The organism is Plantactinospora sp. CNZ321 (genome assembly GCF_004217235.1).
On record NZ_SHKQ01000001.1, the window covers coordinates 3,880,514 to 3,895,196 of the forward strand.

The 14,683-nt window shown below is 72.0% G+C and carries 15 protein-coding genes; 7 read left to right on the plus strand and 8 right to left on the minus strand.

Annotated elements, in window-relative coordinates; translation table 11 throughout:
* Window positions 1-25: 25 nt before the first annotated feature.
* Window positions 26-1,492 carry an MFS transporter gene (locus EV371_RS16995; protein ID WP_486484945.1) on the minus strand — a complete coding sequence of 489 codons (1,467 nt, stop codon included), beginning with the start codon at window positions 1,490-1,492 and terminating at the stop codon, window positions 26-28.
* Window positions 1,493-1,725: 233 nt separating this feature from the next.
* Window positions 1,726-1,962, minus strand: coding sequence for a hypothetical protein (locus EV371_RS17000; RefSeq protein WP_130462904.1), 237 nt, complete (start codon window positions 1,960-1,962; stop codon window positions 1,726-1,728).
* 190 nt (window positions 1,963-2,152) lie between these two features.
* Here EV371_RS17000 and EV371_RS17005 point away from each other — a divergent pair, with 190 nt between their 5' ends.
* Complete coding sequence (locus tag EV371_RS17005) at window positions 2,153-3,265, plus strand: geranylgeranyl reductase family protein (RefSeq protein ID WP_486484655.1); 1,113 nt, start codon at window positions 2,153-2,155, stop codon at window positions 3,263-3,265.
* Between the two features lie 9 nt (window positions 3,266-3,274).
* Here the strand turns inward: EV371_RS17005 and EV371_RS17010 are convergent, their stop codons facing one another.
* The 3 genes from EV371_RS17010 to EV371_RS17020 form a co-directional block, all read right to left on the minus strand.
* Complete coding sequence (locus EV371_RS17010; RefSeq protein WP_130462906.1) at window positions 3,275-5,566, minus strand: heavy metal translocating P-type ATPase; 2,292 nt, start codon at window positions 5,564-5,566, stop codon at window positions 3,275-3,277.
* A 14-nt stretch (window positions 5,567-5,580) separates the two neighbouring features.
* Window positions 5,581-6,561, minus strand: a complete 981-nt coding sequence (locus tag EV371_RS17015) for a hypothetical protein (RefSeq protein ID WP_130462907.1) — start codon at window positions 6,559-6,561, stop codon at window positions 5,581-5,583.
* A gap of 83 nt (window positions 6,562-6,644) precedes the next feature.
* Window positions 6,645-6,854: a cation transporter gene (locus tag EV371_RS17020; protein WP_130462908.1), complete on the minus strand. Its 210-nt coding sequence runs from the start codon at window positions 6,852-6,854 to the stop codon at window positions 6,645-6,647.
* A 124-nt stretch (window positions 6,855-6,978) separates the two neighbouring features.
* Between EV371_RS17020 and EV371_RS17025 the strand changes: the two genes are divergently transcribed.
* Window positions 6,979-7,281 carry a metal-sensing transcriptional repressor gene (locus EV371_RS17025; protein WP_130462909.1) on the plus strand — a complete coding sequence of 101 codons (303 nt, stop codon included), beginning with the start codon at window positions 6,979-6,981 and terminating at the stop codon, window positions 7,279-7,281.
* Window positions 7,282-7,290: 9 nt separating this feature from the next.
* On the opposite strand, the gene EV371_RS17030 is transcribed toward EV371_RS17025, so the two are convergent.
* The 3 genes from EV371_RS17030 to EV371_RS17040 all read right to left on the minus strand — a co-directional run bounded on the left by EV371_RS17030 (window position 7,291) and on the right by EV371_RS17040 (window position 9,650).
* Complete coding sequence (locus tag EV371_RS17030) at window positions 7,291-7,854, minus strand: hypothetical protein (protein ID WP_349337522.1); 564 nt, start codon at window positions 7,852-7,854, stop codon at window positions 7,291-7,293.
* Window positions 7,855-7,930: 76 nt separating this feature from the next.
* Window positions 7,931-8,905: a serine hydrolase domain-containing protein gene (locus EV371_RS17035; protein ID WP_486484946.1), complete on the minus strand. Its 975-nt coding sequence runs from the start codon at window positions 8,903-8,905 to the stop codon at window positions 7,931-7,933.
* A gap of 73 nt (window positions 8,906-8,978) precedes the next feature.
* Entirely contained in the window at window positions 8,979-9,650 is a 672-nt protein-coding gene (locus EV371_RS17040; protein ID WP_130462911.1) for a helix-turn-helix domain-containing protein, read from the minus strand.
* Window positions 9,651-9,765: 115 nt separating this feature from the next.
* On the opposite strand from EV371_RS17040, the gene EV371_RS17045 reads away from it, so the two are divergent.
* From EV371_RS17045 to EV371_RS17065, 5 genes are all read left to right on the plus strand, one after another.
* Window positions 9,766-10,269 carry a DUF2231 domain-containing protein gene (locus EV371_RS17045; protein ID WP_130465992.1) on the plus strand — a complete coding sequence of 168 codons (504 nt, stop codon included), beginning with the start codon at window positions 9,766-9,768 and terminating at the stop codon, window positions 10,267-10,269.
* 96 nt (window positions 10,270-10,365) lie between these two features.
* Window positions 10,366-10,767: a hypothetical protein gene (locus tag EV371_RS17050; RefSeq protein ID WP_130462912.1), complete on the plus strand. Its 402-nt coding sequence runs from the start codon at window positions 10,366-10,368 to the stop codon at window positions 10,765-10,767.
* A 2-nt stretch (window positions 10,768-10,769) separates the two neighbouring features.
* Entirely contained in the window at window positions 10,770-11,366 is a 597-nt protein-coding gene (gene folE / locus EV371_RS17055) for a GTP cyclohydrolase I FolE (protein WP_130462913.1), read from the plus strand.
* A 113-nt stretch (window positions 11,367-11,479) separates the two neighbouring features.
* The gene (locus EV371_RS17060) at window positions 11,480-12,703 is read left to right on the plus strand and encodes an FAD-dependent oxidoreductase (RefSeq protein ID WP_130462914.1); all 1,224 of its coding nucleotides are present in this window, start codon (window positions 11,480-11,482) and stop codon (window positions 12,701-12,703) included.
* Between the two features lie 591 nt (window positions 12,704-13,294).
* Entirely contained in the window at window positions 13,295-14,653 is a 1,359-nt protein-coding gene (locus tag EV371_RS17065; protein ID WP_130462915.1) for a cellulase family glycosylhydrolase, read from the plus strand.
* Window positions 14,654-14,683: the final 30 nt, after the last annotated feature.

Below are 14,683 nucleotides of genomic sequence, written 5' to 3' on the forward strand. Positions count from 1 at the left end.
ACCCCCGGGTGCGAAGGTCCGGTCGTCACCGGGCCGGTCTCCGCTCCCGTCGGTCGGTGCGGCCGGGGCTGGCCGGGCTGCCGGGCCGCTCGGTCCGGCTGTCCACGATCGCCGCGACCAGCGCGACCAGGACGAAGCCGATGGTGCCCAGCAGCGCGTCCCGGAACGCCCGTGACCATCCGTTCTGCGTGGTGGCGAGGCTGCTGAAGAAGATCGCGCCGACCCCGGCGATGCCGGCGGCGGCGCCGATCCGCTGGGCGGTCTGCAACATCCCGGCCGCGCTGCCGGCCTGGGCGACCGGCACCTCGGCGAGGGCCAGGTTCTGGTTGGGGGTGATCACCAGCCCGCTGCCGAGCCCGGCGAGCAGCAACGGCAGGGCCGTGGCGACCGGGGCGCCGCGCCCGGGCACGAAGTGCAGGGCCAGGATCACCCCGCCGAGTCCGACCGCGACGGTGGCCAGGCCGATCGCGACCAGCGGCCGGCCGAACCGGTCGACGATCCGGCCGCCGACCGCCGCGGTGACCGCCGAGCCGAGCGCGAACGGCGTGATCGCCAGGCCGGCCTCCAGGGCGGTGTAGCGCAGGCCGTTCTGCAGGAAGAGGGTGAAGAGGAAGAAGACCGCGACGAATCCGGCGAAGTAGAGCAGCCCGATCAGGGTGCCGAGCGAGTACGACCGGAGCCGGAACAGGGCCAGGTCGAACAGTGGTTCCCGGCGGCGCCGGTACCGGAGTTCCCAGCCGACGAAGCCGAGCAGCACCAGCAGACCGCCCGGGATCAGCAACCACTTGAGCGGCCCGTGCCACTGCTGTCGCTGCACCAGCGGCAGCAGCACCAGAACCACACCGAGCCCCAGCAGCAGGACGCCCACGGGGTCGAGGCCGTCCCGTCCGGCCCGCCGCCCCTCGGTCGGCAGCCGCAGCCAGGCGAAGAAGATCGCGGCGAGCCCGACCGGCACGTTGACGAAGAAGACCAACCGCCAGCCGAGTTGCTGACCGCCGAGTTCGATCAGGGCGCCGCCGAGCAGCGGGCCGACGGCGGTGGAGATGCCGATGGTGGCGCCGAGCAGCCCGAACGGGCGGCCCCGGTCGGCGCCCCGGTAGAGCTGTTGGATCAGCCCGATCACCTGCGGGTTCACCAGCCCGGCCGATGCGCCCTGCAACAGTCGGGCGCCGACCAGCCAGCCCGGCGACTCGGCCAGCCCGGCCACCGCGCTGGTCAGGGTGAACAGCGCGAGCCCGAGCATGAAGACGTTGCGCCGGCCCCGGGCGTCGCCGAACCGGCCGGCGGGTACCAGCATCAGGCCGAAGGTCAGCGCGTAGCCGGAGAGGATCCACTGGAGATCACTCGGGTCGGCGCGCAAGGCCCGCTCGATCGACGGGATCGCGACGTTCACGATGCTCACGTCCAGCAACGTCATGAACGCGGCGACCAGTCCGATGGCCAGGATCTGCCCGCGGCGCCGGGCGGCGGTCCGCTGGTCCAGCCCGGCCAGTGGGTCCGGCTCCGTTCCGCCGCGGTCGCTCGGCACTGCGGCACGATCTGGTGGACTGCCTTGCGCCGCGCTCAATCGGGCCTCGCTGACTGTGCCGTGGCCGAGTCGTGGGCGAGTCGTGGGTCGTGAAACGGTGACCGCCGGGGACAGACTACCGCAAACTGTCCGGAGTCCCGCTCAACGACCTGCCCGGCGCGGGGCCGCCGACCGGGCGGCACGGTCGGCGGGGCGGCTCAGGCGAGCTGCTGCGAGCACCAGCGTGGACCGAAGTCCAGACCCTCCATCGGGGAGTCCTCGCGGTGCAGCAGGTTCTTCTCGCCGAGCACGTGCAGCGGCGTCGTCAACTGCTCCGGCGGCAGACCGACCTCCTCCGCGATGGCCTCCGGAAACGGCACCTGTCCCCGGGCCTCAAGGGCGGTGACCGCCTGGTACACCCGCTGTTCGATCTCCGTGAGATGCAGCTGTTGCATGGTTACCTCCTCGCCCGCGCACCGCGCACGGGCAGTTCGCGGGCGGCGATTACCCACCGGGACGGCGTTGATGCACCAGGGGGTGCCGGATCCGCCCGGCCCGACTCGTCGGGCGGTGCCCCGGCCGCGCGTTCGTGGCGGCGGCCTCCCTTCCCCGGCGGCGGCCGGTCCCTCGCCTAGGCTGCTACCCGTGATCTGGGACGTGGCGGTGATCGGGGCGGGACCGGCCGGGCTCTCCGCCGCGTTCGCCGCCGCGCGGGCCGGAGCGCGGACGGTGGTGCTGGAGAAGGCCGAGCATCCGCGCTACAAGACCTGCGGGGGTGGGCTGCTCGGCACCTCGCTGGCGCTCGCCGCGGCGCGGATCGAGGTGCCCGCCGACGATCGGGTGGACCGGGTGACGTTCACCGCCGACGGGCGGCGGGAGTTCACCCGCCGGCACCGGCCGGGCCAACTGCTGACGATGGTGCGGCGGGAGGAGTTCGACGACCGGCTGCGCGGTGCCGCCGTCGGCGCCGGCGCCGAGCTCCGGCAGCGGGTCGCGGTGCGCGGGGTGGAGCAGGAGCCGGACGGCGTACGGATCCGGCTCGCCGACGGCACCGAGCTGCGGGCCCGGGTCGCGGTCGGCGCCGACGGCTCGGCCGGGGTGACGGCCCGAGGGGTGGGGGTGGAGTACGCCCAGGTGGACCTCGGGCTGGAGCTGGAGATCCCGATCCCCGCCCCGCTCCAGCAGCGCTGGCGCGGCCGGTTGCTGCTGGACTGGGGCCCGCTGCCCGGGTCGTACGCCTGGGTCTTCCCCAAGCGGGACCGGCTCACCGTCGGGGTGATCGCCGCCCGGGGCGAGGGGGAGCGGACCCGGCGTTACCTGCGACGGTTCGTCGAGCGGCTGGGTCTGGCCGACCTGGAACCGGCACACGACTCCGGGCACCTGACCCGGTGCCGCGCCGAGAACTCCCCGCTGCGGCACGGCCGGGTGCTGGTCGCCGGGGACGCGGCCGGCCTGCTGGAGCCGTGGACCCGGGAGGGGATCAGCTTCGCCCTGCGCTCCGGCTCGCTCGCCGGTGAGGCCGCGGCCGGCGGCGACCTCGACGGCTACGTCCGGGCGGTGCACGATGAACTCGTCCCGCCGATGCGGGCCGGGCACCGGATTCTCGCCGCCTTCTCCCGGCACCCGGGGATCTTCCACACCGTCCTGGCCACCCCGGCCGGTTGGCGCATGTTCACCGCCTTCTGCCGGGGTGAGACCAGCTTCGACCGCACCCTGGAACGCCGCCGGGTACGCGCGGCGCTGGCCCTGCTGGGCTGACGTCGCCGGTCACCCGCCCGGAGCGGGCGCCGGCACCTGCCGGTACGGCGTGAATCGGCGCAGCCGCAGCGAGTTGCCGACGACGAAGACCGACGAGAACGCCATCGCCGCACCCGCGATCATCGGATTGAGCATCCCGATCGCGGCCAGCGGCAACGCGGCGACGTTGTAGGCGAACGCCCAGAACAGGTTGCCCCGGATCACCCGCAGCGTCGCCCGGGACAGCCGGATCGCGTCGACGGCCGCGGTCAGGTCACCGCGGACCAGGGTCAGATCGGCGGCCTCGATCGCCACGTCCGTACCCGTGCCCATGGCCAGGCCCAGGTCCGCCTGGGCGAGCGCCGCCGCGTCGTTGACGCCGTCCCCGATCATCGCGACCACCCGGCCCTCGGCCTGGAGCCGCTTGACCACGTCGAGCTTGTCGGCCGGCAGTACCTCGGCGATCACCTCGTCGATGCCGACCTCGGCGGCGACCGACCGGGCGACCGCGCCGTTGTCGCCGGTGAGCAGCACCGGGGTGAGGCCGAGCCGGCGTAGCCCGGCGACCGCCTCGCGGCTGGTCGGCTTGATCGCGTCGGCCACCACCAGGGCGCCGCGCACCTGGCCGTCCCAGCCGGCCAGCACCACGGTCCGGCCGGCGGCCTCGGCGTCCGCGACCGCCGGCCCGAGCGTGCCGGGCAGGTCGAGACCGCGGTCGGCCAGCAGGCGCGGCCGGCCCACCGTGACCGCCCGGCCGTCGACGGTGCCGGTCACGCCGAGCCCTTCGACGTTGGCGAACCCGGCGACCTCGGGGTGCGGCCCGGTCCGCTCGGCGGCGGCGCGGGCGACCGCGCGGGCGATCGGATGCTCGGAGGCGTGCTCCAGGGCGCCGGCCAGCCGCAGCAGTTCGTCCGGGTCCTCCCCGTCGGCCGGCAGGACGTCGGTCAGCGTCATCCGTCCGGTGGTCACGGTGCCGGTCTTGTCCAGCACCACGGTCTCCACCCGCCGGGTCGACTCCAGCACCTCCGGCCCCTTGATCAGGATGCCGAGCTGGGCACCCCGGCCGGTGCCGACCAGCAGCGCCGTCGGGGTGGCGAGCCCGAGCGCGCAGGGGCAGGCGATGATCAGCACCGCGACGGCGGCGGTGAACGCGGCGGTGACGCCGCCACCGGAGCCGAGCCAGAAGCCGAGGGTGGCGACGGCGAGGGCGATCACGATCGGCACGAACACCCCGGAGATCCGGTCCGCCAGGCGCTGCACCTGGGCCTTGCCGGTCTGGGCCCGTTCGACCAGGGCCGCCATCTGGGCGAGCTGGGTCTCGGCCCCCACTCGGGTGGCCCGGACGACGAGCCGGCCTCCGGCGTTGACCGTCGCCCCGACCACCCGGTCGCCGGGGGCGACCTCCACCGGCACCGACTCCCCGGTCAGCATGCTGACGTCGACGGCGGAGGAGCCGGCCTCGACCAGGCCGTCGGTGGCGATCTTCTCGCCGGGACGGACCACGAAGCGGTCACCGACCGCGAGCTGGTCGAGGGCGACCCGGACCTCGGTGCCGTCGCGGAGTACCGTCACCTCCTTGGCGCCGAGTTCGAGCAGGGCTCGCAGCGCGGTGCCGGCCCGGCGCTTGGACCGGACCTCGAAGTAGCGGCCGGCCAGGATGAAGAGGGTCACCCCGGCCGCGGTCTCCAGGTAGATGTTGCCGGACCCGTCGCTTCGCCCGATGTCGAAACTGAACGGATGCGTCATGCCGGGCGTGCCGGCGGTGCCGAGGAAGAGCGCCCACACCGACCAGCCGAGCGCGGCGAGCGTACCGAGCGAGACCAGGGTGTCCATCGTGGCGGCACCGTGCCGCAGGTTGATCCAGGCGGCCCGGTGGAAGGGCAGCCCGCCGTACGCGACGACCGGCGCGGCGAGGGTGAGCGAGAGCCACTGCCAGTAGTCGAACTGCCAGGCCGGCACCATCGCCAGGGCGATCACCGGCACGGTAAGCACCAGCGACACCAGCAGCCGGGTACGCAGCGTACGCAGCTGGTCGACGGGTGCATCCGGCTCGGAGCCGGGCCCGCCGGCCGGGCGGGGTGGCGGTGGGAGCGCGGCGGTGTAGCCGGTCTTCTCCACCGTGGCGATGAGTTCCTCCGGGGTACGGCTGTCGTCGAAGGTGACCGTCGCCTTCTCGGTGGCGTAGTTGACCGTGGCGATCACCCCGTCGAGCCGGTTGAGTTTCTTCTCGATCCGGCTGGCACAGGAGGCGCAGGTCATCCCGCCGATCTTCAGTTCGATCCGGTTGGGCGCCACGGGTGGACGCCCGGCTGCCGGTGCCATTGCTGCCTCCTGCGCTAGTCGTGTCCGTGGCCCGGCTCGCCGTGCCCCGGTCCGTCGGTCCCGGCGGTGGTCGCCGGCGCGGGCCGTTCAGGTGTCGGAGCGCCGCTCGGCGTGCCGGCGGCAGCGGGCTGGGCCGGATGGCCGGCGGTCACGGTGAACTCGGCGGTGCGGACGGTGCCGCCGTGCCGGAAGTCGAGATACAGCCGGTAGGTGCCGGCCGAGGGGACGTCGGCGAAGAAGGTGATCCCGGGTCCGGCGGGTGTGCGGCCGTCGCCGGGCGCGCCGTCCGGGTGCACGTGCAGGTACGCCAGGTCGCCCTCGCGGAGTGCGACCAGGTGCCCGTACGCGCCGAGGTAGGGCTCCAGGTCGGTGACGGGTCGCCCGTCGCGGCTGACGGTCAGGGTCAGCTCGCCGGTCCGGCCCGGCGCCAGGGTGCCGTCGAGGCGTACCCGGTACCCGTCGACCTCGGCGGTGGGCGCCGGGGCCGGCAGCGGCCGGGGGTGGAAGTCACCGGCCACCGCGACGTCGAGCCCGAGGGTGAGGGCCTCCGCGCCGCTGGGTGCGAAGTCCGCGAACACCCGCCAGCTTCCGGGACCGCCCAGCGGCGAGGCGATCCGCCAGGTGCCGTCGGCGCTCATCTCCGGATGCACGTGCCGGAAGCCGGAGAGGTCCCGGCGGGCGACGATCAGGTGCATCCGCTTGTCGTGTGCCACGTCGTAGTCGGTCACCGGCTGGCCGTCCGGTCCGACGATCCGGAACGCGAACTCGCCGGCCGGGGCCGGTACGGCGGTGAGCGTGTACCCCCGGTCGGAGACGAGCAGCCCGCCGGGAAGTTCCGTCGTGCCGGTCGCCTCGGTGCCGTGGCCGGTCGAGTGGGCGGAGCGGCCCGGCTCGGCGGTGTGTACGGGGCCGGCGAGCCGGCCGGTCCCGTACGCCGCGCCGAACACTGTCACGAGCCCGAGCGCGAAGGCGCCCAACTTCGTCGCGGTGTTCATCGTGCTACCTGGTTTCTTCCGGGCGGGTCTGGTCGGGGAAGGCTTCGGTGGGTGTGGTCAGGAAGAGTTCTTCTGGTCGGTGGTCAGGGAGCAACGAGTTCGTAACCGGCCTCGTCGACGGCGGCGCGAAGCCGCTCCGGGTCCACCGGATCGTTGCTGGTGACGGTGACCGCGCCGGAGGCCAGGTCGACGTTCACCCCGGTCACGCCCGGGATCGCGCCGACCTCGGTGCTGACCGCGTTGGCGCAGTGGCCGCAGGTCATGCCCTTGACCTGGTAGCTCTGGGTGATCATTGCAAGTTCTCCCTTCCGGTTCCGACCATACCCCCTGGGGGTATGGGCCGGTCGAGTTTACCCCTCGGGGGTATCCGCCACCAGGACCCTAACATACCCCCGGGGGGTTAGCTATGCTTGGGGCATGACGACACCTCCGGGGACCCCGATTCGCGGTTACACCGCCAGCAAGGACCAGTTGCTCGCGCGGCTGCGCCGGGTCGAGGGACAGGTCCGGGGAATCGAGCGGATGGTCGAGGACGACAGGTACTGCATCGACGTGCTGACCCAGATCTCCGCCATCCAGGCCGCGCTGGACAAGGTCGCGCTCGGCCTGCTGGACGGGCACGCCCGGCACTGCATGCACGAGGGTGCCGCCGAGGGTCGGGCCGACGAGATGGCCACCGAGATGATGGCCGCGGTCGGGCGGCTGATGAAGCGCGGCTGACCCGGCCGGTCAGCGCCGGGCCGGATCGGGCTGATCGGCCGTCCCGGGGGCGGGGAAGAGGTCCACCTGCTCGCCGAGTGCCACGTCCCCGACCAGATGTGCCGGCGCCGGCCGCTGGGTTGCCGGCAGCCTCGAATACCACCGTCCCGACCCGTTGCGGCCGGCCCGGGAGGTGACCCGGAACGGCACCATGGCGATCGGCGCCGGCGGCGCCTCGAACGGGCGGTCACCCCAGCGCAGCCAGACGGCGATCCGACCGGCCGCCGCCTCCAGTTCGAGTTTGTCGATCGAACGGCGCCGGTCGGAATGGTCGACCTCGACCACGACCGGCGCGCCGTCCGGCCGGGCGCATCCGACGTCCACTATGGAGTGCCGGTGCTCGTACGGCGGCGGCAGCCGCATCACGCTGGCGGCCCGCCGGTACACCCGCCAGCCCTGCGCCAGGGCCCAGGCCGCCACCGAATCGATCAGCAGCACGGTGACCTCGTCACCCGTCTGGTCGGTGAACGTCAGCCGGTTCAGCCAACCGGTCAGCGTGGCGCCGATCCGGGCGCCCTCCTCGGCCTGGTCCACCGACCGACCGTACCGCGCGCGGCGCCGCCCTGTCGCCGGAGCCGGTCCGGGTCAACGGCTGCCCGAGGTGCGAACCTCAGTCCAGCGCGGGCAGGACGACCTGCTCCAGCAGGGTCGCGGGAGTCCGCCACTGGTCAGGGTGGTCGTAGTTGCCGGCGGTGATGGCGACGACCAGGTCCTGCTCCGGGATGACGACCAGGCGCTGACCGCCGTTGCCGTTGCCGGAGACGAGCCGATGACCGGCAACGACGTCGAGATACCAGTGGTATCCGTACTCGGCCCCCCAGGTGGTCCGCAGGCGGGGCCGGAGCATCGTCTGGATCCAGTCGGCGGGGACGATCCGGTGGCCCTGCCACACGCCTCCGGCAAGCACCAGCTCGCCGATCCTGGCCAGGTCACGGGGGGTGAGCCGGAGCCCGGACGCGGCCGAGGGCACCCCGTCCGCGCCGAACATCCAGACGACGTCCTTGATCCCCAGCGGCGCGAACAGGGCCGAGTCGCCGTACTCGGCCAGCGACTGCCCGGTGCCGTCGGCGATGAGCCGGCCGAGCAGCGCCGTCGCGCCACCGCAGTAGTGCCACCGGGTGCCGGGTGGTTCGAGGACCGGCCGCGTCAACACGTAGCGGTACCGGTCCGGCGCCAGTTCCATCGCGATCTCGGCGTTGGCCGGGCTGTCGTACGGGACATCCTCGCGCCATTCCAGGCCGAGCGACATCGTCAGCGCGTGCTCGACGGTGAGCCGGGCCAGCGCCGGGTCGGCCGCCAACTCGGGGTACTCCGGGAACCGTGGCAGGAGCGGCGCCGCGGGGTCGGGCACCAGGCCGTCGCCGAGCGCGATGCCGTACAGCAGCGCGGTCACGCTCTTGGTGACCGACCGGAGATCGTGCAGCGTGTCGGGGCCGAACTCGACCACGCCGAGCGGGTGGTTCCAGGCGAAGTCCTCGCCCGTGCCGTGGTACTCCAACAGAATCTCGCCGGCACGGACCACCACGGCCCCGTGCAGGCCGTCGAGCTGACCCTTCCGGAGCGTCTCGGTCAAGCGGTCGGGCAGTAGCGCCACGGGGTACCTCCTCGGCGGGTCGACACGGCTCCTATCGTGCACCTGCCGGGCCCGGGAGCGTCCGCTACCCCCGCTGCGGGTTGGTCGGCCCGGCCTCCGCGGATGTCAGTTCGACGCAGCAGGCGCGGGGCCGGGGGGCCAGCAACGCCCGCACGTCCGCGTCGAGCCCTTCGGCCAGCCCGGTGAGGAACGTGTGGTTGATCCCGCAGACCAGGGCGGTGTGTCGCATTGCGAGGGTGTGGAAGGGGCAGTTGCGCAACAGGACGGTGCCGGACGTCAGCTCCGGCTCGAAGCCCAGCCCGGCCAGGGCCGCACCGAGATCCACGCCGCCGGCCCGCAGCTCGCTGCCGAGGTCACGCCCCCGCTGGTACGCGCGGCGCCGGGCCGCGTCCTCGGCGTGCGCCGGATCCTCGGCGACGGCGTCAGCGAGGATCTCGGCGATCAGTTCATAGCGGCGCTCGGGGATGGTGACGGCCAGCCCGTCGCCGGCAGGCTCGTAGACCTTCGGCGCGCGTCCCCGTCCTCTGGGCTGGTCGGACGGAGCCTCGTAGCGGGCCTGTAGCCATCCCGTCTCGACCAGCTTGTCCAGGTGGAAGGCGGCCAAGCCGCGGGAGATGCGGGCCGCCGTGGCGGCCTCCTCCCGGCTGACCGGGTGGTCGGCCCGGCGCACGTATTCGTAGAGCGCCCGGCGGGAGCGATCCACCAGGGCAGCCAGGGCATCCCACCGGTTGACCACCCCAAGAGAATATCACTAGCAGGCACTGTTGAATTTATTCGGTAACCGGTGCAGGATCGGGATTAGCAACCATGTCCGTTGGTGAAAATCCCTGAAGGTGGTCCTGGTGCACCACATGAAACAGGCGAAGCGACCGGTCAGCGGCCTCGCCGGACCGTACGGACACCCCCTGCACCCGGCGCTGGCGGCGGTGCCGGTCGGTGCCTGGGCCGCCAGCTTCGTCTTCGACATCGCCTCCCGCGTTGTCGACGAGTCGCAGGTCGCCGCGCAGGGTTCGCGCTGGTTGATCGGTCTGGGCGTGCTCGGAGCCCTGGCCGCCATCATGGTGGGGTTTCTCGATCTGTTCGCGGTTCCCGCTGGCACCAGGGTCTTCCGTACGGCTCTGCTGCACATGGCGATCAACCTCGCCGTGACCGCTGCTTACGCGCTGGGCTTCGTGCTGCGCGGCGACCAGCCGGCCGGTCCGGTCGGCGGGGGGCTGCTGGCCCTCTCCGCCGCCGCACTCGGCGGGCTGGCGGTCGCCGGCTTCCTCGGTGGCGAGCTGGCCTTCCGCTACGGCGTAAGGGTGGCCGACGAGGCCACCCAGGCCGAGGGATACCGGTCCACAAGGGGCACATGATCGTCGATCCCGACCGCGCCGCCGCGACCAGAGTCGCGACGCGGGCCGCCGCGCCATGCTCGACAACCCTCGACGAAGTAGAACAGGAGTACTCCCATGGCCGTTGCCGCACTGATCACTTGGCTACTCACCGCCGTTGGCGGGTTCGTCATGCTCGGCAAGTGGATCGCCGGGGGCGGACACCGTCCGGGCGGCACCAGCCGGCTCGCCCCGGGCCTGGTCTTCGGTCACTTCGCCCTTGCCGCGATCGGTCTGGTGCTGTGGATCGTCTACCTGGTCGCCGGCGGCGACGTCCTGGCCTGGACCGCGTTCGTGGTGCTGCTGCCGGTGGCCCTGCTCGGCTTCACCATGTTGGCCCGCTGGATTCCCTCGGTACGTGGCTCGGACGGCGGCACCGACGCGCGTTTCCCGATTCCGGTCGTGGTCGGTCACGGTCTCCTCGCTGCCACGACACTCGTGCTGGTGCTGCTCACCGCTGCCGGCGTCGGAGTCAGCTGATCATGTCGGTCGTCCCGATCCGCGTGGCGCACGACCGGCCGCGCCGTGACATCGCCGCTGCCAGCCGCGCCGCCGCCACGTTTCTGACCGCACTCGGCGTGGACATCGACAAGGAAGGACTGGCGGAGACGCCGGCCCGGATGGCACGCGCCTACGCCGAACTACTCACCCCGCGTGCCTTTCAGCTCACCACGTTCGCCAATGACGGGGGGTACGACGAACTGGTACTGGCCCGGTCGATTCCGATCCGATCGGTCTGCGAGCACCACCTCCTGCCGTTCCTCGGGGTGGCGCACGTCGGTTATCTGCCGGGAGAACGGATTCTCGGACTGTCCAAGCTGGCCCGCGTGGTGGAGCTGTTCGCGCATGGGCCCCAGGTCCAGGAACGGCTCACCAAACAGATCGCCGACTGGCTTGCCCGCCAGCTCCGGCCCAAGGGCGTCGGTGTGGTCATCGACGCCGAACACCTCTGCATGACGCTGCGCGGTGTGCAGGCGGTCGGGGCCAGCACCGTCACCTCCACGCTGCTCGGCGCCCTGCGTGACGACGCCCGGTCGCGGACCGAGTTCTTCACCCTCGCCCGACTCGGCACAGGGTGAACCGCCCGGATTCGGCCCGTACCGCCGGGCGACCCGCCCGGCCCGACCAGCGGTACCGACCGACCGGGCGGTACCGGCCGGTGCCGCACCACAGACCCAGAACGGAGAAGACCATGGCCGACCAACGCGCGTTCGTGATCGTCGGGGCCGGGCTCGCCGGAGCCCGCGCGGCCCATACCCTGCGCAGCGAGGGGTACGACGGTCCGATCGTCCTCCTCGGGGAGGAAGCCGAACCTCCCTACGAGCGGCCGCCGCTGTCCAAGGGCCTGCTGCTCGGCGCGGCCGTCCGGGACAGCGTCTACCTTCACGAGGCGGACTGGTACCCCGGTCAGAACATCGAACTGCGTACCGGCAGCCGGGTCACCGGGATCGACCGAGAGGCCGCCGAGGTGGTGCTCGCCGACGGGGAGCGGATCGGCTACCACCGGCTGCTGCTGGCGACCGGGTCGACCGCGCGGAACCTACCGGTCACCGGCACCGACCTCGACGGGGTGCTGCGGCTGCGTACGCTCGGCGACAGTGGCCGGCTCGCCGCCGCGCTCACCGAGGGTGCCCGCATCGTCATCGCCGGCGGTGGCTGGATCGGCCTGGAGGTGGCCGCCGCCGCCCGGCAGAAGGGTGCTGACGTGACCGTCGTCGAAACCTCCGACCTGCCCCTCGGGAGAGTACTTGGCGCCGGGATGGCCGGCGTCTTCGCCGACCTGCACCGCGAACACGGGGTGACGTTCCAGCTGCGCAGCCAGATCACCGAGATCCGGGGCATCGACCGGGTCGCCTCGGTGCTGCTCTCCAGCGGCACCGAACTGCCTGCCGACACGGTCGTGGTCGGCATCGGGGCCACGCCCAACACCGAACTGGCCGAGCGGGCCGGACTGACCGTGGAGAACGGGGTCGTCGTCGACCAGGCGCTGCGTACCAGCGACCCGCAGATCTTCGCCGCCGGCGACATCGCCAACGCTTACCACCCGCTGCTCGGCACGCATGTCCGGGTCGAGCACTGGTCCAACGCCCGCAATTCCGGCCCGGCTGCCGCCCGGGCGATGCTCGGCCAGGACGTGGCCTACGACCGGCTGCCGTACTTCTTCACCGACCAGTACGACCTGGGCATGGAGTACACCGGCCACGCCCCGCCAGGCAGCTACGACCAGGTCATCGTCCGGGGCGATCTGTCCAGGCGCGAGTTCATCGCGTTCTGGACCGCGTCCGGGCGGGTGCTTGCGGGCATGAACGTCAACGTCTGGGACGTGGCTGACCAGATCGGGGAACTGGTCCGGTCCCGGCGGTCGTTCGATCCGATTCGGCTCGCCGACCCGGATGTACCCCTGGCCGACGTCTGACGTCGTCGACACCGTCGCGGCGTGCGCGACGTCGCGTCCGCCGATTTCGGTCCCGTGATCGACTTGGCGACGATGGAATGTTGGCGGCCAGCGGGTCGTTACATTACGCGTACGGCTGAGTATCAGCGCCTGTGACCTGGGCAGATGCGAGGGCCCTCGGGAATGATCCCGGGCCACCGCGTTCCTCACCGGACTGAAGCAGGTTGACGGCTGGCAGGACCTGCCGCTGACCGTGGCCGCGCAGAAGGTACAGGTCTCGGCGTACCCCGACGCGTACGCACAGTGGGAGGACCAGGCCGCCGACCTGGTAGCCGACGCCTGGACCAACAGCTAAGGAAGAACAAACCGAGGAAGGAAACCGAAGGCCGGACCCAGCCGGGTCCGGCCTTCGGCGTCTCCGGCGCATCGACAGGTGCGGATTGCGTTGTGCTCCGGCGGAGCGTACCGTGCGTCCACGAGCCGGATCATTCAGTAACGAGCCAATGGACTGTGCCCGACCCACCCCCGAGAGCAGGGCAGCGATCGTCGGGGGCGCACGCCCGTGGCCAACCCGCCCTGCCCCGATACCGGGGCCTCAGCTCGAGGTAGGTCATGAAAAGACGATTCGCTGCCTTCGGCGCCGTGCTGCTCGCGGTCGCCGCTTCCGTACTGCTGTTCGTACGGCCGGCGGATGCCGCCGTCGGCCTGCACATCAGCGGCCGAAACATCGTCGAGGCAAACGGCCAGACGTTCGTCATGCGCGGTGTCAACCACCCGCACGTCTGGTTCACCAGCCAGACCAGAGCATTCGCCGACATCAAGGCGCTCGGTGCCAACACCGTGCGGGTGGTGCTCGGCAGTGGCAAGCGGTGGGGCCCGTCCACCGACGTCGGTCAGGTCATCTCGCTGTGCAAGCAGAACCGGCTGATCTGCGTGCTGGAGGTGCACGACACCACCGGCTACGGCGAGGAGGGTGCGGCCGCCTCGCTCGACGAGGCGGTCGACTACTGGATCAGCCAGAAGAGCGCGCTGGTCGGGCAGGAGAACTTCGTCGTCATCAACATCGGCAACGAGCCGATCGGCAACACCAACGCCGGACAGTGGACCGCCGCCACCACCTCGGCCATAGCCAGGATGCGCGGCAATGGCTTCCAGCACCTGCTCATGGTCGACGCGCCCAACTGGGGCCAGGACTGGCAGTACGTCATGCGGGACAACGCACAGACGATTCTGGACGCCGACACCCAGCGCAACACCGTGCTTTCGATCCACATGTACGCGGTGTTCAACACCGCCGCCAGCATCACGGACTACCTCGACCGCTTCCGGTCCAACGGTTGGCCGCTGGTGATCGGCGAATTCGGCTGGCGGTTCAACTCGGGTGAGGTGGACCACGACACGATCCTGTCCGAGGCGAACGCCCGGGGCCTGGGCTACCTCGGCTGGTCGTGGAGTGGCAACACCGACCCGATCCTCGACATGGCCACCAACTTCGACCCGAACCAGCTCACCACCTGGGGCGAGCGGATCTTCAACGGCGCCAACGGCATCAGGGCGACCGCCCGGCAGGCCACCGTCTACGACAGCGTGACACCGGGCCCGACCACTCCGCCGGTCACGCCCACGACCACCCGACCGGTGACCCCCACGGCCACCCCGACGGGCGGGAGCCGGGCCTGCACCGCCACGTACGCCGTGACCGGTCAGTGGACGGGTGGCTTCCAGGGCGACGTACGGGTGACCGCCGGCGGTTCGGCCGTCAGCGGCTGGACGGTGACCTGGACCTTCGCCGACGGCCAGCGCGTCTCGCAGGCCTGGAACGCGACCGTGACCAGCAGCGGGTCGAACGTGACCGCCCGCAACGTGAGCTACAACGGCAACCTCGCCGCCGGGGCGAGCACGACCTTCGGCTTCCTCGGGTCGTGGAACGGCACCAACAGCGCGCCGACGGTGTCCTGCACCGCGAACTGAACCGGCGGGGGCGGTACGGCTGGGGGAACC